Origin of the sequence: Streptomyces carpinensis, from assembly GCF_002154505.1 — a bacterium.
In the GTDB taxonomy this organism is placed as follows: domain Bacteria; phylum Actinomycetota; class Actinomycetes; order Streptomycetales; family Streptomycetaceae; genus Streptomyces; species Streptomyces carpinensis.
In genome coordinates, this window is the sequence record NZ_MUBM01000094.1 from 1 (window position 1) to 19,506 (window position 19,506).

At 73.4% G+C, this 19,506-nt stretch carries 15 protein-coding genes and 1 pseudogene; 4 read left to right on the top strand and 12 right to left on the bottom strand.

What is annotated here, in order from left to right:
* Positions 1 to 436 precede the first annotated feature (436 nt).
* Both treY and BZY54_RS14055 read left to right on the top strand, forming a co-directional pair.
* Complete coding sequence (gene treY, locus BZY54_RS14050) at positions 437 to 2,791, top strand: malto-oligosyltrehalose synthase (RefSeq protein ID WP_086725517.1); 2,355 nt, start codon at positions 437 to 439, stop codon at positions 2,789 to 2,791.
* An 88-nt stretch (positions 2,792 to 2,879) separates the two neighbouring features.
* Positions 2,880 to 4,130: a M14 family zinc carboxypeptidase gene (locus BZY54_RS14055; protein WP_086725536.1), complete on the top strand. Its 1,251-nt coding sequence runs from the start codon at positions 2,880 to 2,882 to the stop codon at positions 4,128 to 4,130.
* 100 nt (positions 4,131 to 4,230) lie between these two features.
* On the opposite strand, the gene BZY54_RS14060 is transcribed toward BZY54_RS14055, so the two are convergent.
* Entirely contained in the window at positions 4,231 to 4,662 is a 432-nt protein-coding gene (locus BZY54_RS14060; protein WP_086725518.1) for an SSI family serine proteinase inhibitor, read from the bottom strand.
* Complete coding sequence (locus BZY54_RS14065; RefSeq protein WP_086725519.1) at positions 4,659 to 6,038, bottom strand: M14 family zinc carboxypeptidase; 1,380 nt, start codon at positions 6,036 to 6,038, stop codon at positions 4,659 to 4,661. The genes BZY54_RS14060 and BZY54_RS14065 overlap by 4 nt, the downstream gene beginning before the upstream one ends.
* 254 nt (positions 6,039 to 6,292) lie before the next feature.
* Between BZY54_RS14065 and treZ the strand changes: the two genes are divergently transcribed.
* Entirely contained in the window at positions 6,293 to 8,047 is a 1,755-nt protein-coding gene (gene treZ, locus BZY54_RS14070) for a malto-oligosyltrehalose trehalohydrolase (RefSeq protein ID WP_086725520.1), read from the top strand.
* A gap of 60 nt (positions 8,048 to 8,107) precedes the next feature.
* Here treZ and BZY54_RS14075 read toward each other — a convergent pair whose 3' ends face one another.
* The 6 genes from BZY54_RS14075 to BZY54_RS55410 all read right to left on the bottom strand — a co-directional run bounded on the left by BZY54_RS14075 (position 8,108) and on the right by BZY54_RS55410 (position 14,980).
* Positions 8,108 to 9,058, bottom strand: coding sequence for an aminoglycoside phosphotransferase family protein (locus BZY54_RS14075; RefSeq protein WP_086725521.1), 951 nt, complete (start codon positions 9,056 to 9,058; stop codon positions 8,108 to 8,110).
* Positions 9,059 to 9,125: 67 nt separating this feature from the next.
* The gene (locus BZY54_RS14080) at positions 9,126 to 10,253 is read right to left on the bottom strand and encodes an aminopeptidase P family protein (RefSeq protein ID WP_086725522.1); all 1,128 of its coding nucleotides are present in this window, start codon (positions 10,251 to 10,253) and stop codon (positions 9,126 to 9,128) included.
* A 232-nt stretch (positions 10,254 to 10,485) separates the two neighbouring features.
* Positions 10,486 to 11,061 (bottom strand): PDZ domain-containing protein, encoded by a 576-nt coding sequence (locus BZY54_RS14085; RefSeq protein WP_086725523.1) that lies wholly within the window; start codon positions 11,059 to 11,061, stop codon positions 10,486 to 10,488.
* 31 nt (positions 11,062 to 11,092) lie between these two features.
* Complete coding sequence (cyc2, locus tag BZY54_RS14090) at positions 11,093 to 13,255, bottom strand: germacradienol/geosmin synthase Cyc2 (protein WP_086725524.1); 2,163 nt, start codon at positions 13,253 to 13,255, stop codon at positions 11,093 to 11,095.
* A 133-nt stretch (positions 13,256 to 13,388) separates the two neighbouring features.
* Entirely contained in the window at positions 13,389 to 14,585 is a 1,197-nt protein-coding gene (locus BZY54_RS14095) for a damage-control phosphatase ARMT1 family protein (RefSeq protein WP_086725525.1), read from the bottom strand.
* A gap of 74 nt (positions 14,586 to 14,659) precedes the next feature.
* The gene (locus BZY54_RS55410; RefSeq protein ID WP_425276277.1) at positions 14,660 to 14,980 is read right to left on the bottom strand and encodes a hypothetical protein; all 321 of its coding nucleotides are present in this window, start codon (positions 14,978 to 14,980) and stop codon (positions 14,660 to 14,662) included.
* A gap of 359 nt (positions 14,981 to 15,339) precedes the next feature.
* On the opposite strand from BZY54_RS55410, the pseudogene BZY54_RS55415 reads away from it, so the two are divergent.
* Positions 15,340 to 15,444, top strand: a pseudogene (locus BZY54_RS55415) (DUF6114 domain-containing protein); the annotation flags it as partial.
* A 104-nt stretch (positions 15,445 to 15,548) separates the two neighbouring features.
* Here the strand turns inward: BZY54_RS55415 and BZY54_RS14105 are convergent.
* From BZY54_RS14105 to BZY54_RS14120, 4 genes are all read right to left on the bottom strand, one after another.
* The gene (locus BZY54_RS14105) at positions 15,549 to 16,511 is read right to left on the bottom strand and encodes an ABC transporter substrate-binding protein (RefSeq protein ID WP_208640647.1); all 963 of its coding nucleotides are present in this window, start codon (positions 16,509 to 16,511) and stop codon (positions 15,549 to 15,551) included.
* A 210-nt stretch (positions 16,512 to 16,721) separates the two neighbouring features.
* Positions 16,722 to 17,390 (bottom strand): ABC transporter permease, encoded by a 669-nt coding sequence (locus tag BZY54_RS14110; RefSeq protein WP_086725527.1) that lies wholly within the window; start codon positions 17,388 to 17,390, stop codon positions 16,722 to 16,724.
* The gene (locus BZY54_RS14115; RefSeq protein ID WP_086725528.1) at positions 17,387 to 18,133 is read right to left on the bottom strand and encodes an ABC transporter permease; all 747 of its coding nucleotides are present in this window, start codon (positions 18,131 to 18,133) and stop codon (positions 17,387 to 17,389) included. Before BZY54_RS14115 ends, BZY54_RS14110 begins: the two co-directional genes overlap by 4 nt.
* Positions 18,130 to 19,317 (bottom strand): ABC transporter ATP-binding protein, encoded by a 1,188-nt coding sequence (locus BZY54_RS14120; protein ID WP_167413991.1) that lies wholly within the window; start codon positions 19,315 to 19,317, stop codon positions 18,130 to 18,132. Before BZY54_RS14120 ends, BZY54_RS14115 begins: the two co-directional genes overlap by 4 nt.
* Positions 19,318 to 19,506 lie beyond the last annotated feature (189 nt).

Genomic DNA, 19,506 nt, shown 5'->3' on the forward strand with positions numbered 1-19,506 from the left:
GATCGCCGCACTGGTCGCCGGGGCGCTCGCGGGCCGGGGCGCGTCGCTGCTCGCCGTGCCGGCGACCAGTGCGGCGATCGAGACCGCGTGGACGAGCGAGAGGACGAGGACGACCGTCCGCTGCCCGTGCCGGTCGGCGAGCCGTCCCACGAACGGCACGCAGGCCACCTGCCCGACGGCGAGCGCGCCACCGGTCAGCCCCGTGGCGGCCGGGGAGCCACTCGTCCGGGCGACGAGCAGGACGCTGCCGAACCGGACGGCGGCCGTGGGCAGCCGCCCCGGGACGACACGGCCGGAAGCAGCGGCCCGGTCAGGCCGATCACTTCACGGCAGGTCCTCGCGCCGCCCCGGTGTGGCCACCGTTCGCCGCCGGCCGCGCGCGGGCACGTGACGGGCCGGTGACACGAAAGCCTGCCGGGCGGGTACGTAGGTTTCCATGACATCCGAGCAGCCCGAACCCGTCGTGCCCACGGCCACCTACCGGCTCCAGCTCCAACCCGCCTTCCCGTTCGCCGCCGCCGCGGCGGCCGTACCCTACCTGGCCTCGCTCGGCGTCTCCCACCTGCACCTCTCCCCCGTCCTGGAGGCCGTCCCGGGCTCTCTGCACGGCTACGACGTCGTGGACCACGCGCGCGTGCGCGACGAACTCGGCGGCGAGGAGGGCCTGCGCGCGCTGGCGCGCACCGCGCGGGAGCACGGACTGGGCCTGGTCGTGGACATCGTGCCCAACCACATGGCCATGGTGCCGCGGCACAACCACGCCCTGTGGGAGGTGCTGCGGGAGGGACCGGCGTCGCCGTACGCGCGCTGGTTCGACATCGACTGGGAGGCCCAGGACGGCAAGCTGCTGCTGCCGGTGCTCGCTCACCCCGTCGGCAAGGAGCTCGGCCGGCTCAAGGTGGACGGCGACGTCCTGCACTACTACGACCACGCGTTCCCGCTGCGCGAGGGCACGGGGAAGCTGCCGCTGCCGCGGTTGCTGGACGCCCAGTGGTACCGCCCGGTGTGGTGGCGGCTGGCCCGTACGGACCTCAACTACCGGCGGTTCTTCAGCATCTCGGAGCTGATCGGGGTGCGGGTGGAGGACCCGGAGGTGTTCGAGGCGACGCACGCCAAGATGCTCCAGCTGCTGCGCGAGGGCGTGATCGACGGCCTGCGCGTGGACCACCCCGACGGCCTCGCCGACCCGGACGCCTATCTCGACCGGCTGCACGCGGCGACCGGCGGCCGCTGGACGGTGGTGGAGAAGATCCTCTCCGACGGCGAGCACCTGCCGCCGTCCTGGCCGGTGGCGGGCACCACCGGCTACGACGCCCTGCGGCACGTCGACGGCCTGTTCACCGACCCGGCCGGGGCGGGCGAACTGCTCGAGCAGTACCGGCGGTTCGCCGCCCCGCAGACCGACCGCGGCGGGGACTGGGCGGCCACGGTACGGCGGGCGGCGTACAAGGTGATCACGCACGAGCTGGCCGCGGAGACGGAGCGGCTGACCAGGGTGGCGAGCCGCGTGTGCGCCACCTCGCCGGACCCGGCGCTGCGCGACCGGGCCCCCTGGGCGTTGCGCATCGCGCTGCAGGAGCTGCTGGTCCGGCTGGAGGTGTACCGGCCGTACGCCTCCGTGGACCCGGCCTCGGTGGTCACCGAGGAGGCCGCCGCACACGCCCGGCTCGCCTTCGCGGTGCCGGAGGAGGGCGAGGCCGTGAACATCGTGCGCGACCTGGTGCTCGGGCGGGCCGGTGACGGACCGGACCACGTGGAGTTCCGGACCCGCTTCGCCCAGGCCGCCTCCGCGCTGCGCGCCAAGTCCGTGGAGGACACCGCCTACTACCGGTACGTACCGCTGCTGTCGGCCAACGAGGTCGGCGGCGACCCCGGGCACCCTGCCCTGTCCCCGGAGGACTTCCACGCGTACTGCGGGCGCGTGCAGCGCGACTGGCCGGTCACCGGGACGGTGGTCTCCACGCACGACACCAAGCGCAGCGCGGACGTACGGGCGGCGCTGGCCGTGCTGACCGAGTGCCCGCAGCGCTGGGCGGAGGTGCTGGAGGAGGTGACCGCCGCCGGGGAGGGCGCGCCCGACGGGCAACTGGCGTGGGCGGCCTGGCAGACCGTGTTCGGGCTCGGCCCGGCGGACGGGGAGCGGGTGCGGCAGGCGCTGCTGAAGCATGTGCGCGAGGCGGGCCTGTACACGAGCTGGACGGAGCAGGAACCGCCGTACGAGGAGGCGGTGGAGCAGTTCGTCGCCGAGGGGCCGTGCGGGGCGCCGGGCGAGCGGGTGGCCGCCCTGCGCGCGGCGCTGGAGCCGTACATCCGGGCGAACGTCCTGGGTACGGCCCTGGTGCACCTGACGATGCCGGGCGTGCCCGACGTGTACCAGGGCACGGAGGCCGAGTGCCGCACCCTCGTGGACCCGGACAACCGGCGGCGCGTGGACCTGCCGCCCGCCGACTCCGGTGAGAAGGGCGAGGTGACGGCGGCGGCGCTGCGGCTGCGGGCCCGGCGGCCGGAGCTCTTCGGACCTGCGGCCGCCTACGCCCCGCTGGGCGCCGAGGGCCCGGCGGCGGCCCACTGTGCGGCGTTCGTGCGCTCCGGGGAGGTGGTCACGGCCGTGACCCGGCTGTCGCTGCGGCTGGCGGAGGCGGGCGGCTGGGGCGACACACGGCTGCCGCTGCCGCCGGGGCGGTGGGCCGACGTGCTGACGCCGGGGCGTCGGTTCGAGGGGCACGCGCGCGTGGCGGAGCTCTTCGAGGGGCTGCCGGTGGCGCTGCTGGAGCGGGTGACGGAACCGTAGGGGCGGAGTGGGCGCCGGCCCCCGTTCTTGACAGTTCACGGAGTCCGTGGGGTACTGCGGAATGCACGGCCGGGCGGACAAGTCGGGGGTGAGTCCACTGCCGGAGCTGCGCTATCCCAGTGTTGCCGAACTGTTCGCCTCCGTCCGGTCGCTCGCCGCGCGCCGGCCGGACCTGTGCGTGCTGGAACAGGTGGGCGTGTCCCGCGCGGGCAGGCCGCTGCACCTGCTGTCGGTCGGGCATGCCCGGCGGGCCGTCCTGGTGGTCGCCGGCGCCCACGCCAACGAGCCCACCGGCGGCTCCACCCTGCTCGCGCTCGTCCGGCGCGTCCTGGACGAGCGACAACTGCGGGCCGACACCTCCTGGCACTTCCTGCTGTGCGCGGATCCCGACGGGGCGAGCCTGCACGTGACGCCGGCCCCGCACAGCCTCCTCGACTACCACCTCGGCTTCTTCCGGCCCGCCGGGGCCGAGCAGCCGGAGTGGTCGCCGTCGGTGCTGCCGCCCGACCGGCTGCCGCCCGAGACGCTGGCGCTGCTCGGGGTCATCGACGCGGTGCGGCCCTACCTCCAGGTGACGCTGCACGGCACGGATCTGGGCGGCAGCTGGGTGCAGTTGACCAGGAACGTGCCCGGACTCGCCGAGCCGTTCGGCAAGTCGGCGGCCGAGCTGCACATCCCGGTGGAGACCGGCGCGTGCGACGCCGCCGGGTGGCCCGTCGCCGGCCCCGGGGTGCGGGTGATGCCGGAGTTCGGCTCGGGCGCGGCCTATCCGAGCCTGCCGGACGACGCACGTCACAGCACCTGGTACCACGCGCACCGGTACGGCGGTCTGACCGCGGTCGTGGAGGTGCCGATGTGGGCGAGCGACCTCGTCGACGATCCCGCCCCGCACCCGGCCCCGGTGGCGGCGATCCGGCGGCTGGCGGCGCGGCTGCTGCGGGACGCGCGGGAGGTCGAGCAGGTGCTCGCCGACGCGCTGCCCCGGCTGGCGGGTGCCGACGGGCCGCTGCTGCGGGCGGCCAAGTGGGGGCTCGGCCTGGCGCCGGGGCTGGCCGCGGACTGGGTGCACACCCCGCCCGCCGACACCACGATGGCGTACGTCGGCAGCGTGGACGCGTTCGGCCGCCGGCTGCCGCTCAGGACCGCGGCGATGCTGCTGCGCGTGCTTCGGGAGGCCGGCGACCCCGCCGCGCCGGGGCTTCACCGACTCGTGACGACCTGGAGCGAGGCCTTCGCCGACCGCTTCCGCGCCCGCTGGGTCCCCCTGGACCACCAGGTGGAGCACCAGGCCCGCACGGTCCTGGCCACGGCCCAGCACGCCCGCGAACTGACGATCTGACGGCGGGCGGCGCCGACGCGGCGGCACACGCGCGCGTGCGGCCCCATTGTGTCCGCGCGCGTACCGCCGCGTCATGCCCGTGCGGGGCGGCGGGCGGGGGTCATCCGTCCAGTGCGAACACGTCTCCCGTCCGGGCCTGCATCACGCACTGGTTGGCGAAGGTCTCGGTGTAGTCGATCGCGCGTCCCTGCCACTGGCCGCGTGCCTCGACGGTGACGGGGGCGTAGATCATGGAGCAGAGCACGTCCTTGGGCGGGATGCCGCGGACGTCGCCGCCCGCCGACCGGAGCTCGGCGCAGGCCCGCATCGCGTGGGAGTGGCCCCGGGGCGGGTCGCACTGCAGCAGGGCGCCACGGGTGTCGCCGGAGCGGGTGTCGCCGTGGGTGACCGTGAGGTAGAGCCAGTCGCCCTGGTCGAAGTGCCGGTGGGAGGCCCGGGCGACCTGGGCGGGCAGCGCGCCCACGAGGAGGAGGGCCGCCGCCGCGGTCGCGCCACGCCGCAGGCGGGTCGTCGTCTTGGAGAAGTGGGTCATTCCCGATGTATCGGCACGGCGGCCCCCGGTTCCCACGTGGGCTCACCCGAACGGGAGCACGCGCGCGCCTCCCGCCGGGCCAGCCGGCAGGTGGCGAGCACCACCCGGGTCTGGTACTCGGACTGCCGGGCGACCGGTATCCAGCGCGCCCCGAGGCCGTCGCGGTACTCGGCGCACCACTGGTCGATCAGCCGGTCGAGGTCCGCCAGGATGCCGGCCCTGTCGTCTCCCGCGGCGCGCACGAGCTGGTGCAGCAGCCCGGCGGTGCGCAGCGCGAGGCGCCGGCCGGCGATGCCCAGCGCGGCCAGGTGGGCGTTGGTCAGCGGCGGGAGCGGACGTGCCGTGCCGTCGTCGGTGTCGGGGTCCCACGCGTCGGCCAGGCCGGGGCAGACCAGTAAATAGTCGTCCACCGGGGCGAGCAGGCGGTCCGCGCCCGGCACACTCGCGAGGTGGGGCCGGACGCGGGCCAGGAGCCCCGCCAGGTGCCGTGTGTCGTGGCGCAGGGCACGGCTCACGGTGCGCAGCACCGCGTCCGGGTCGGCCGGCTCGGAGCCGTCGCTCACGGCGGCCACGCCCCACATGGGCGCCTCGACGACGGCGGTCACGGTGCCGTGCCGGTCCGGGTGGAACCAGGTGGACTCCACGGCGGCCTCGGTGATGGCGGCGGCCAGGTCGCCCCGGCGCGGGGGCGGGATCCGGTACACGGCGGGCCCGAGGCGGGGCCAGTACAGGGAGTCGTAGGCGCCCAGTTCGCGCGGGATGCCGAGCCGGGCGGCGGTGTGCGCCACGCGCTGGGCGAGGCCCGGCAGCTCCCGGGTCAGCTCGACGAAGCCGCCGCCGACGTCGACGCCGTGCAGCGAGCACTGGACGAAGGGCCGCAGCTCGTCCTGGAGCCGGAGCAGGGCCCGGGTCTCGGGCAGCGTGGCGGCCTCGGCGCCGTCGGGCAGCCATTCGGGCTGTTCCAGGAAGCCGGGCCGGAAGAAGTTCCGGAAGTAGCCGCCGAGGGTGTAGGGGCCCCTGAGCCAGTTCTCGTTGCGGCGCGAGCCGTCGGGGTCGAGGCAGAGCAGCAGGTTCCAGGTGATGTCGGCGGACTCGCCGGTGGCGGGGGCGGCCAGTACCCGCTCGGCCAGCCGCAGGACGGTGGCGCCGCCCACCGGCTCGTTGGCGTGCGGTCCGGCGACGACGAGGGCCTGCCGGCTGCCGTGGCCCACGGAGAGCAGCCACAGGGGCGTGCCCGCGCGGGAGGTGCCGACGCGGCGCAGCCGGGCGCCACGGGGGTGGCGGGCGACGAGTGCGGCGGCGTGCGCGCCCAGCTCGTCCACGGTCGGGTAGCGGTGGAGTGGGGGCAGGGCACACCTCCACAATGCGGCGCCCATGGTTCACCACATGTGCATGGTGTACGCACAGTCAGTCACGAGGATGGCAATACGTCAACACCATCGTTCAAAAACGGACTTGACCGGCTGCACGGGGTGACGCGCAGGCCAGGGACGAGCTGCGGCGGAAACGGCCCCAGGCGGGCGGATCCGAAGACACCCGCCGCAAAAGGGAGGATCCGAAAGCGGATTGATCTCTTTTGGAGGACGATGGACGTACTACATCACGGTGAGCAGACGAAGGGGAACCGTCCGTGCAGTTCGAGGTGTGGGCACCGCAGGCCGGCCGTGTGACGCTCCGGTGCGACGGCGCCGCGCGCGCGTTGGAGCGCGATCCGGATCGGTCGGGATGGTGGATCGGTGAGGCCGAGGCGCGGGACGGCTCGCGGTACGGTTTCGCCCTGGACGACGGGCCCGTGCTGCCCGATCCGCGCTCGCGGCGGCAGCCGGACGGCCCGGACGGGCCGAGCGCGGTCGTCGACCACGAGCGCCACGCGTGGCGCACCGCCGACTGGGCGGGTCGAACGCTGCCCGGCGCGGTCCTGTACGAGCTGCACGTCGGTACGTACACGCGCGAGGGCACCTTCGACGCGGCCGCCGAGCGGCTGGAGCACCTGGTGGAACTGGGCGTCACCCACGTGGAGTTGATGCCCGTGTGCCCCTTCCCCGGCCGGCACGGCTGGGGATACGAGGGCGTCTCGCTGTGGGCGGTGCACGAGCCGTACGGCGGCCCGGCAGGGTTGAAGCGTTTCGTCGACCGGGCGCACGAACTGGGCCTGGGCGTGGTCCTGGACGTCGTGCACAACCACCTGGGCCCGTCGGGCAACTATCTGCCGCAGTTCGGGCCGTACTTCACCGACACCCATCACACCCCCTGGGGCGCCGCGGTCAACCTGGACGCTCCCGGCTCGGACGAGGTGCGGGACTTCCTGATCGGCAGCGCCCTGGCGTGGCTGCGCGACTACCGCGTCGACGGGCTGCGCCTGGACGCGGTGCACGCGCTGGCCGACACCCGCGCGTGCCACTTCCTGGAGGAGCTGTCCACGGCCGTGGACGCGCTCTCCGCGGATCTCGGCCGCCCGCTGTTCCTGGTCGCCGAGTCGGACCTGAACGATCCGCGGCTGGTCACCGCGCGCGAGGAGGGCGGCCTCGGCCTGCACGCCCAGTGGAACGACGACTTCCACCACGCGCTGCACAGCGCGCTGACCGGTGAGGCCCAGGGCTACTACGCCGACTTCGGGCGGGCCCCGCTCAGGGCCGTCGCCAAGACGCTCACCGGCGGCTACTTCCACGACGGGACGTACTCCGGTTTCCGGGGCCGCCACCACGGGCGTCCGCTGGACCGCACCCGGGTGGCCGGGCACCGGCTGCTCGGCTACAGCCAGACCCATGACCAGATCGGCAACCGGGCCCTGGGGGACCGTCTGTCCATGCTGCTGGCGGGCTCCCCCGGGCTGCTGGCGTGCGCGGCCACCCTCACGCTGACCGCGCCGTTCACGCCGATGCTGTTCATGGGCGAGGAGTGGGCGGCGAGCACCCCGTGGCAGTTCTTCACCGACCACACCGACCCGGAGCTGGCGGAGGCGGTGCGCCGGGGCCGGCGGCGGGAGTTCGCCGCGCACGGCTGGGCGGAGGAGGAGGTGCCCGATCCGCAGGACCCGGCGACCCGGGACCGCTCCTGCCTGGACTGGTCCGAGCCGGAGCGCGAGCCGCACGCGCGCGTGCTGGCCTGGTACCGGCGGCTGATCGCGCTGCGGCACGAACAGCCGGACCTCACCGACCCCGACCTCGCCGACACCAAGGTGGCCCACGACGAGAAGGCCCGCTGGCTCGCCTTCCGGCGCGGGGACGTTCGGGTGGCCGTCAACCTGGGCAAGGAGCCCGCGGCGATCCCGCTGGGCACCCGCCCGGCCCAGGTGCTCGCCGCGTGGGAACCGGTCGAGCCGCCGGACAGGGACGGACTGCTGCACCTGCCCGGGGAGTCGTCCGTGGTGCTGGTGCAGAGCTGAGCACGACCGGAACGGCGCCGCCGCCCACGACACCCCCGGGGGCCGGCGGCTCCCACGGGGCTACGGCGCCTCGTCCCCGCCCTTGCCTTCCTCACGGAACTCCGTGACCCGTTCCAGCAGGATCGCCTCCCAGGCGTGCCGCAGCTGGGACCTCAGGAGCGGCAGGGGGCTGTCGTCACGGCCCTCCAGCCGGTCGGCGAGCCGGATCACGCTGTCGCAGCGGGCCAGCCACAGACCGCGCAGGCAGGGGCGGGCTCCGTAGCCTGCGAGGGTGGCGGCGCGCACGGCGGCGGGGGACCCCACGGCGAGGGCGAGTCCCGCGATGTCCTCGGCGGGATCCGCGATCGCCGCGTCGGTCCAGTCGAGGACGCCCCGCACCCGGCCGTCCGCGCTCACCACCAGGTGCTCGGCCTTGAGGTCGTGGTGGACGAGCACCGCGGTGCCGGGCTGGGCGGCGAGCTGGGCCGCGGCGGGCGGGGTGAGCTGGCTCATCCGCGCGGCGTCGAACTCGTCGGCCTTGCCGAGGCGTTCGGCGGAGTGCACGGCCATGCGGCGCAGTGCCTCCAGGGAGCGGGGCGCGGTGCGCGGCACACCGAGTGCCTCGGCCTGGCGCGCGGGCACCTCGCGCAGTCCCGTGAGCAGCCCGGCCAGGTCGTCCTCCCCGACGGCGGAGACGTCGTGCCCGCCCGCGGTGCCGCCGGTGATCCGGGTGTCCAGCGTGTACGTCAGTCCGGGCGCCCACTCGCCGTGGGCGACGCTGACCGGCACCGCGACCGGCACGTGCGGGCGGACGAGGTCGCGCAGGCGCACCTCGCGGCGCTGGCGTGCCGAGGCCTCCCGGTCAGGGGCCAGGCGCAGCACATGGCGGGTGCCGACCCACCACGTGGAGTGCTCGCCGCCCTCGGCGACGGGCCGGACCTCGGGTCCGGCTGCGGTGTCGGCCCCCTCCTTGAGGAGGGCGCGGACCAGTCTGCGGAGGGTGTCCGCGGTGGGTGTCGGTGCCTGGGTCATCGTCGCGCCGTGTCATTCCGGTTGCGGGTGGGGGCTGCCGGTCGGTCCGTCCACCGGGACCGTTCGGTCAGTCCACCAGGACCATCTCGCGGGTCGTGTCATTGAGGCGGCGGCCCCCGTCCCCGGTCACCGTGACGATGTCCTCGATGCGGACGCCGAAGCGGCCGGGCAGGTAGATGCCCGGCTCCACGGAGAAGCACATGCCGGGCACGAGGGGCTGTTCCTCGCCCTCGATCATGTACGGCGGCTCGTGCGTGGTGACGCCGATGCCGTGGCCGGTGCGGTGGATGAAGTACTCGCCGTAGCCGGCCTCGTCGATCACCGCGCGGGCGGCCCGGTCGACCTCCTGGCAGGCCGCTCCGGGGCGCACCGCCCGGAAGCCCGCCTCCTGGGCCTCGCGCACGATGTCGTGCACCCGGCGCTCCTCGTCGGTGGGTTCGCCGACGTGGACGGTGCGGGTGGTGTCGGAGCCGTAGCCGTCCTTGAGGCCGCCGAAGTCCAGGACGACCATGTCGCCGCGCTCGATGACGCGGTCGCCCATCTCGTGGTGCGGGTTGGCGCCGTTGGGGCCCGAGCCGACGATGGTGAAGTCGACCTGGGAGTGGCCGAAGCGCCGCAGCAGGTCGGCGAGGTCGGCGCCGACCTCGGACTCGCGGCGGCCGGCGAAGGGAACCTTGCGGATCTCCTCGAACGCGGCGTCCGCCGCCGCGCCCGCCGCCGCCAGGAGTTCCAGTTCCGCCGTGTCCTTCACCGCGCGCAGCATCGGCAGGGCCTCGGTGAGGGAGGCGTAGGAGGTGCCGGGCAGGGTCTGCTGCATGCCCAGCAGGTGCATGGCCCAGGCGTTGTCGCTGATGCCGAACCGGCCACCGGTGTCGAGCAGGGCGGCGGTGACGGCGTAGGGGTCCTTGCCGTCGGTCCAGTCCCGTAGGGTCAGGGCGGAGGCGCCCGCGGCCTTGGCGGCGTCCGGGGCCTCCAGCGCGGGGACGACGAGCACGGGGTCCCCGCCCGGGGCCAGGACGAGCAGCGTGAGCCGTTCGGTGACGGCGGTCGGTGCGTAGCCGGTGAGCCAGACCATGTCGGGGCCGGGCGCCACCAGCAGTCCGGCCAGCCCGGCCTCGGCGGCCGCCTGTGCGGCACGTGCCATCCGGGCCCGGTAGTCGTCGGCGTTGAAGGGCGCGGGCGCGGTGCCGGTCATCCGGGCCTCCGTGTTCGGCTGAACGGGCGGTGTGAGGAACTACGGGCAGCATCCTGCCCGCCCGCGCGGGGCCGCGCGAGCCGGTCAGCAGGTTCCGCCGGGCGGAACGGGCCCGTCGGCTCGTCCCGTCCGCTCGGCGGACCGTGTGACCAGTGGTTTCCGCCACCATGTTAAGCCGCGGGGCCCGCCCGGCCGACACGCCCCGTGCCGGGACCGCGACACACCGTTCGCCTCAGGTGACGACTCCGGGGGTCACGGTCAGCTGCCGGCGGTCGCCGTCGCGGTGCCGGACCGTCAGCACGACCTCCTGGCCCGGACGGGCGCGGGCGACCGCCTGTGCGAGGTCCGCGGCCGAGTCGACACGGGTCCTGCCGAACAACAGGACCACGTCGCCGCGGACGAGACCCGCCGAGTAGCCGGGGCCGGGGACGTGGACGCCGACGACCCGGGCCCCGGGCCCGGTGTCGTCGACCACCTCGACACCCAGCGTCGGGCCCACAGGCGCGGGCGCGGGGCTCGCGGGTGCCGTCGTGTCCGCCGGTGCGGACCGGGGCGCCACCGCCCCCGGTCCTGTCGCCCGGCGCTGGAGCTCGGCCATTCTGCTCATGCCGGCCACCGTGGCGCTCACCGTGCCGATGCCGATCCCGGACAGGAGCAGGACCAGGCCGCCCAGCAGACCGAACAGGACGGTCATCAGCCGGCGGCCCCTGCGGCGGGTGGCGTGCGGGCGCCGGGCGGGGCCGCGCGAGGTGCCGCCGGGCGGCTCCTGGCCGGGAATCGGCTTGGGACGCAACGCAGTCTGTTCCATCGATCGCCTCCGGCTGGTGCTGCCCCGAAGGTCAGCCGACGGACAGGGCGGGGGCCGGCGGACGGTCCGGGAGGAAACCGTGGGCGCGGCGGGCCAGCCACTCGGCCTTGTAGCGGTCGACCTCCCGGTGCCAGTTCAGGATGCCGGCCATCCAGTTCTGCAGGTCCGTGACGTAGCCCTGCATGGTGGCGCGTGCCTCCTCGGACAGCTCGAAGTCGTCGTAGACGATCGGCAGTTCGTGGGCGACGACGTGTTCGAACTGGCGCATGCGCTGGGTCGTCAGGTCGTGGACGACGGCGAGCGCGGCCGGGTAGTCGATGCCGAAGAAGTGCTGCACGACGAGGATCGAGTTGTGGATCTCGCCCTCGTACTCGATCTCCTTCTGGTAGGAGAAGACGTCGTTGAGGAGGCAGGCGTAGTCGATGGCCGCGTTCTCCAGGGAGCGGACCGGGCCGGTGCGGTAGACCTCGGGCGGGATGGCGGGGCCGTGACCCATCCGGCACAGGCTGAGGGTGAGGTCGGAGCCGAAGGTGGCGCGCCGCATCTCCAGGTAGTCGACGGGGTCGGGGATCCGGTTCTGCAACTGGTTGGACAGCTCCCACACCCAGCTCTCGGTCATCGTGTCGATCGCCTGCTTGAGGGTGCGCCGCTGGTCGGGGGTCATCTCCGCGGTGGTGCGCGTCCACAGGTCGGTCAGGGCGCGCTCCATGGCGTTGAGCGGGACGACCGCCGCCTCCCCCTCGACGGGCATGCAGCCCGACAGCCGGGCCGTGGTCAGCCTCGCGGCGGCCAGGTCGCGGCGGTGGCCGTAGACCAGCGGGTAGTAGTCGTCGCCGTAGGTGCCCCAGGCGAGCCACCGCGCGCTCAGATCGAGCGCCTCGGGCGTGGCGTCCGGGTCGAGTCCCGCGGAGCACAGCGCGAGGTCGTAGGCGGCGAGCTTGTCCTCGTCCCACACGCCCTCCTCGAGGATGCCCATGCGGTGGCACCACTCGAGGAGGCCGTCACGGGCCCGGTCCAGGTGCGGGCTGAGCTGGAGCCGGTAGGGCATGTAGAGGTCGGGGACGCGTGAGGGGCCGACCTTCTGGAACGGCACGTGCGTGTAGGCGCGCAGGCGCTCCATGCCCGCCGCCGCGAGCAGCGCGCCGGCGTCGGCCGCCGTGGTGCCCGGTCCGTTCGGGCGCTGCCACGGGTTGGCCGGACGCGCCCGTTCGTTCATGTACCGGCTGGAGCGCATGTGCCATTCGTGGCCGCCGGACTGCCAGTCCTGAAGCCCCTTGGTGTACGCCGCCACCGCCGCGACCTGGTCGGGCGTGAGGCCGTGCTCCACGGCGAGTGCGGGTACTTCGGTGAGCGCGGTGTGCTCGAACTGGTGCAGCCGCGAGGTCAGGACGTCGTTGACGGTGTCGGCGGCCTCCTGGGTGGTGCAGCCGAAGAAGGTCTCCAGGACGAGCACGCCGTTGCTCAGCTCGCCCTCGTCCTCCACCTCGCGCTGATAGGAGAACAGGTCGTTGCGCAGGTGCACGGCGTCGGAGAAGGTCTCCATGAGCACCCTGAGCGGCCTGGATCCGGCGACGCGGGCGGGTACTTCGGCGGTCGCGTACTCCACGAGCCCGGCCGACCAGGGCGCGCCGCCGACCTTGCGGCGCATCTCGATGTACTCGACGGGGTTGGCGATGCGTCCCTCGTTGATGTTGGACAGTTCCCACAGGGACTCGTTGAGCAGGTGCTCGGTGGCCACCGCGAACCGCCGTCGCCAGTCGGCCGACATCGACGGCACGGTGCGCGCCCACAGGTCGGCGAGGCCGGCCTCCACCGGGTTCTCCGGTTCGGGCACGGGCGTGTCCAGGTCGAGCGGCATGAACAGGGGCAGCCGGTCCAGGTAGTCCTTGCCGCCGGCGCGGTCCTGGCTGCGCTTGAACGTCTCGAGGAAGTGGTCGTCGAAGAAGAAGACCCACACATACCAGTCGGTGATCAGGGAGAGGGCGGGCCCGTCGCAGTCGGGGTGGGTGTAGGCGCAGAGCAGTCCGTAGTCGTGCGCGTCGAGGTCGGACTGCTCCCAGATCCCGGAGCCCTCCAGCATGCCCATGTCGCGCGCCCACCGCGTCGAGTGGGCGCGGGCCTCGTCGACGTGCGGGTTGAGCCGCGCGGGATACGGCAAGTAGAAGTGCGGGAGTTCGAAGGGCTGCTGCGTCATGGCCGGGCCCTACCCGTGACACTCCGGCGGCATCCTCCGGCGCGCACCCGATCACACCATCGCGTGAATCGCCGCCCGAACCGGCCCGTGAGCAGCGGCGGTTCGTCAAGGGGGCCTGACGGGGCAGGCCCCGTCAGGCCCCGGACACCTGGATCACCGCATGCGTGCCGCTGGTGCGCCAGTGCCCGTCCTCGGTGGCGTCCAGCGCGGCCTCGGTGCGGGCGTCCAGGCCGGTGACCACCTCGGACTTCAGGGTGCGCAGGGCCGCGACCGGACCGGGGAAGTACCCGGTCACGTCCCCGAAGGGGGTGGTCGGGGGCCACCGCCGGTCGCCGACCAGACGCCGGTAGTTCAGGTCGCCCTTGAGGACGGTCAGCGTGCCGGCGGCGAAGTCCTCGCGCAGGTCGCCGGGCATCTCGGCGTACGGCAGCGGGGAGCAGGAGAAAGGGTGCGCGCGGACCGTCAGCCGCCCGTCGGCCATCGCCGACCACAGGCGGCGCCCGTACCCGCGCACGGCGCCCGGCGCCGCCGTCAGCCGCCGCACGGCGTCGACCACGTCGGCGGTGGTGGCGTCGGAGACGTAGTACGGGTACGGCTTGACGTGCAGGACCGCGTTCTCCACGCGGCCGTGCGCGAGAAGGTCGGCGACGAGGAGCAGGTCGGGGACGAGTTCACGGCCCGCGTTGTCGGCGACCAGACAGAGCGTGCCGGTACCGGAGGGCGGCAGCAGGGACCACAGGGTGTCGCTGTCGTCGGCGATCACGCGGGGGGCGTCCTGGCCGGCTCGGCCGGCCCCGGCGTCGGCGGAGGAGGCCGACAGACGGAAGCCGAGGTCGGCGCGGTTGCCCCAGAGCGAGCCGTGCAGGAGGGCGGTCGAGCGCTCCGCGTCCGCCGCGCCCTCCAGGTCGTCGAGCGCGGCCAGTTCCTCGTCGGTGTCCGGGGCGTCGAGTTCGGCGAGCTTGGCCGGGCGGAACGGGTCGATGCCCTGCCACGGGCCGGGCCCGAAGTAGCCGACGGCGTCCAGGAGCAGGCGGTAGAAGTAGCTCTCGGACCACAGCCACGGCACGTCGAACCAGGACCGTCCCTCGTACGCGGCGAGGCCCCAGGCCTGCCAGCGGTCCCGGTCGTGGGCGTCGGCGGGGAGCGGTTCGATCACTCCCGCGGTGCAGCTCTCCAGCAGCGCGTCCAGGGCGCGGTGCTGCTCGGGGCCGTAGGGAAAGGCCTCCCGCACCTGCCGGATGATGGCGGGGTGCCGCTCGGCCAGCACGCCGTGCGGGAAGGAACCGGGCTCGCCGCCCAGGAGCACGGGCGCGGTCGGGATCTCGGGCATGCGCTCACGGTAGCGAAGAGCGGCGCGCCGGACACGTGCTGCTCGTGCCCGCCGCGCTGCCGGCGCGCGAGGGTTCAGTTGACGTGGACGGCGGCGCCCGCGTCGGTCATCGGGGCGTACTCGGCGGTGAAGTAGCCGCCGGCGAAGCACAGCGACGAGCCGGACACCTTGCCGAACCGCTGGTCGGTGAAGGTGATGCTGTTGTCGGCGTTGTCGGCCTCGCCGGTCAGGGAGGCCGCCCGGTAGACGCAGGTCACGCTGCCCAGCAGGGTGCGCAGCCTGACCGTGGCCTGGATGGTGGAGCCGCTGGGCGGAGTCACGGTGAGGGTGCCGTCGGAGGCCACGGTGGCCGCGTACGGCAGGTTGTCGATCGTGATGCCGCTGACGCCGAGCACACCGGTGACGTTGGTGGTGCAACTGCCCGCTGTCGAAGGTGTGCCCCGTCACCGACTCGGTCGCCGTGCCGGGTGCGGTGGGGTTGCCGGTGACGGTGGCGGTGAAGGTCGACGAGGTGCACCAGACGCCGCTGGTGCCGGACGCGCTGGAGGCGAACGTGGCGTGGGTACCGCTCGCCAGCGAGGCGGTGAGGACGTCACCGACCGCGACGGGCGTGCCGTCGGAGGCCACGGTGGCCGCGTACGGCAGGTTGTCGATCGCGATGCGCCGCCCGCGGCGGAGGCGGGGACGATCGCCGCGAGCGAGAGCACGGCGACAGCGGCGACGAGGGTGAGGACGGGACGCAAACGCATGCGACCTCCTCGGGGCGACCGGCAGCTGCCTCGCCTTCGGCTGGCTCCCTGACCAGGAGTCACGCCGGGCGCGCAGGGCGCGGCGCAGGGAGGCACGGGCGCGGGCGGGAGCAGCCCGTACCTGGTGGGCCGTCAGGCGCAGTGTGCAGGAGTGCTCGCCGGGCGCGGGGTGCCGGACGCCGGCCGTCCGGCCAGGCATCCCGCGCCCGCCGGGTCAGGCGAGACCGGCCGACTTCAGCCAGGCCCTCGCGACGTCGAGCGGGTCCTGCTTCTCCACCTGGACCTTGGTGTCGAGGTCCAGCAGGGTGGCCGTGTCCAGCTTGGCGGAGACCGCGTTGAGCGCGTCGACGCCCTTCTGGGAGAGCTTGCCCTTGCCGACGAGCGGTTGGACGTTCGCGAAGCCGAAGAGGTTCTTGGGGTCCTGCAGGGTGACGAACTTCTCCTTCGAGATGGTCGGGTCCGTGGTGAAGATGTCCGCGACCTGGACGAGGTTCTTCTTCAGGGCCGCCTGGGTCAGGGGCCCACCCGCGTCCAGCGCCTTGAAGGACTTGAACTCCAGTCCGTAGACCGACTTCAGGCCGAGGAGCCCCTGCTGGCGGTTCTGGAACTCCGGCGAACCGCCGATGACCAGGTCCTTGGCGACCTCCGTGAGGTCCGCGATCGTCGACTTCCCGGTCAGGTGGTACTTCGCCGCCGTTTCCCGGTTGACCGTGACGGAGTCCTTGTCCTCCGCGGGCGCGGGCTCCAGGAGCGTCAACGCGGGGTCCAGTTTGGCGTTGATGGCGGCCGTCGTGTCGGCCACCGTCTTCGGCGCGGCCTTCTTGTCGAGGTAGGCCAGCAAGGAGCCGTTGTACTCGGGCAGCACGGTCAGGGAGCCGTTCTTCATCAGGCCGTAGGTCGTCTCGCGACTGCCGATGTTGGGCTTGTAGGTGACCTTGATGCCCTTGGCCTTCAGAGCCTCGCCGTAGATGTCGGCGAGCAGGGTGCTCTCGGGGAAGTTGTTGGAGCCGACGACGACGCTGCCGCCGCTCGACTTGCCGCCCGAGAGCGGGTCACCGCCGGACTTGCCGTCGGACGACGAACACCCGGTGACGAGTGCCCCGGTGGCGGCGAGTGCGACGGCGACGACGCCGAACTGCCTCGTGCTGGACCTGGTGCTCTTCGCGTAAGAAGTCACAATTCCCGTTCCGGGCTCGGAAGTTGGTGGGTGCTGGTAGGGGACCGCGGGGTCGGGGCGCACGGCATGCGGAGTCCTGCACTTTACTGATCTCATCCGGCCGGTTCCCGCTGAGCAGCTGATTTGTGATGCATTCTTCACACGAGGCGAGCGGGTCCCCGCCCAGTGAACACTCCGGAGGGGCCACCGGCGAGCCGCGCCTTCCAGGGGTCAGCCACCCCTGCGGACCCCGGGCGACACCGCGAACCGTCCGGCCGCCCAGAACACCCCGAGCGTCACCAGCGCCAGCACGGCGACCAGCGTGGCGCCGCCCACGACCTTCTCGTAGTCGAGCTGGTAGAGGCCGTCGACGATGTACCGGCCGAGCCCGCCGAGGCTGACGTACGCGGCGATGGTGGCGGTCGAGATGATCTGGATGGCCGCCGAGCGCAGCCCGCTGAGGATCAGCGGCAGCGCCACGGGAAGTTCGACCTGGAAGAGGACGCGGGACTCCCCCATTCCCATGCCCCGGGCGGCGTCCACCGGGGAGGGGTCGACGGAGCGCATCGCCTCGTACGTGGTCACCAGGATCGGCGGAACGGCGAGGACGACCAGCGGGACCATCACCGGGACCATGCCGAAGCCGAGCAGGATGAACATCAGCACCAGCAGGCCGAAGCTGGGCAGCGCCCGCCCGGCGGTGGCGATCAGGGCGAGGGCGTTGCCGCCACGGCCGTAGTGGCCCGTGAGCAGGCCGACCGGCAGGCCGACGACGGCGGCCAGGCCGAGCGCCAGCAGGGAGTACCGGATGTGCTCGGCCAGTCGCGCGGGGATGCCGTCGTAGCCGTGCCAGTGGCTGCCGTCGCTGAAGAAGGCGTTGACGAAGTGGAGTACGTTCACCGGGCGTCCTCCAGTGCCTGGGGACCGTCCTCCAAGGCGCCCTCCAGGGCGGGAACGGATGGTTCGGGGCGCTCCTCGGCCGGCCCGGGCCCGCCCCGGCGTGCGGCGCGCGGCATCCACGGGGTGAGCAGGATCCGTACGCCGACCAGGGCCGCGTCGGCGAGGATCGCCAGGGCCGCCGTGGTGACCACGGAGTTCACCGCTAGCTCGGGCCGGTGGTAGCTGTTCGCGTCCTGGAGCAGGTTGCCCAGCGCCCCCTGGTTGCCGATCAGCATGCCGACGCTCACCAGCGAGATGCTCGACACGGTGGCCACCCGCAGACCGGCGATGATCGCCGGCACCGCGATCGGCAACTGGACCTGGAGATAGCGCCGTACGGGCCCGAGCCCCATGGCGGTGGCCGCCGCCAGGGTCTCCTGCGGCACCGAGCGGACGCCGTCGACGATGGCCGGGACGAGCACCACCAGGCTGTAGACGGCCAGTGGGATCATCACGGTGAGCTCGGTCTGGCCGGTGTAGTCGATGAGGACGACGAAGAAGGCCAGCGACGGGATGGCGTAGAGGACGGTCGTCACACCGAGTACGGGCGCGTACAACCAGCGGAAGCGCACGCACAGCTGGGCGATCGGCAGGGCGGCGACGAGGCCGGCCAGCACCGGCAGCAGGGCCTCGCGCAGGTGCAGGCCGACCAGACCGAGCCAGCTGTGCTGGAGATCGCTCGGGATGTCGAAGAAGCGATTCATCCGGCGACCTTGGCGTCGGTCCCGGCGGCCGACCCGGCGTCGTCACCGGTACGGGCATCGGCTCCGGCCTCGGTGCGGCGGCCCTCGGCGTGCGCGGTGCGGATCGCCTCACCGATGGTCTGCTGCGAGACGACGCCGACGGCGCGGCCGGTGCCGTCCACGGCGACGGCCCAGCCGGTCGGGGAGAGCACGGCGCAGTCCAGGGCGGCGCGCAGGGACTCGACGCCGTATTCGAAGGGCCGTCCGTGGGGCAGGAGCCGGCCCGCGTCCACCGCCCCGGCGGTCAGGGCGGCCGGCTCGCTCCAGCCGAGAGGTCTGCCGTCGCGGTCGGTGACGAGCAGGTAGTGCACGTCGCCGCCGGGGCGCGCGGCGGCCTCCTCGGCGGTGGCGTCGACCGCGACGATCGGGGAGGTCTTCAGCTCCAGCCCTGCGGTGCCGAAGAAGGAGAGCCGGCGGATGCCGCGGTCGGTGCCGAGGAAGTCCTCCACGAAGGCGTCGGCGGGGGCGGTGAGCAGTTCGGCGGGCGGTGCGTACTGGGCGAGCCTGCCGCCGGCACGCAGCACCGCGACCGTGGTGCCGAGCTTGATGGCCTCGTCGATGTCGTGGGTGACGAAGACGATCGTCTTGCCCAGCTCCTCCTGGAGGCGCAGGAGTTCGTCCTGAAGGCCCTTGCGCACCACCGGGTCGACGGCCGAGAACGGCTCGTCCATCAACAGCACCGGAGGGTCCGCGGCGAGCGCCCTCGCCACGCCGACGCGCTGCTGCTGACCGCCCGAGAGCTGGTAGGGGTACCGCTTGGCCAGTGCGGAGTCCAGGCCGACACGCTCCATCAACTCCACCGCCCGCGCACGGGACTTCTGCCGGCCCCAGCCGAGCAGCCGGGGCACGGTGGCGATGTTGTCGACGATGGTGCGGTGCTGGAAGAGACCGGCGTTCTGGATGACGTAACCCATCGACCGGCGCAGGGAGTTGACGGGTTGTTCCCGGATGTCCACGCCGTCGAGGAGGATGCTGCCCTCGCTCGGCTCCACCATCCGGTTGATCATGCGCAGGGTGGTGGTCTTGCCGCAGCCGGAGGGTCCGACGAGCACGGTGATCGAGCGGTCCGGTATCTCCAGCGAGAGCCGGTCGACCGCCACCGTGCCGTCCGGGTACCGCTTGGTGACTGTGTCTATGCGTATCAAACGCCGAACACCCTTCGGTCTGGCAGTAGCTGCCCGCTCTCGGCCACGGTCGCACGGGCCGTTGCGGAGTGAGTCTAGACGCCTCGGGTTGCGGCGGGCCGGGAGCACCCGAAGGGGGCGGGGCCTGTGGGCATGTGGCGGAACCCATGACAACGGGGCGGGTTCCGTGAAGGAACCCGCCCCGTGACG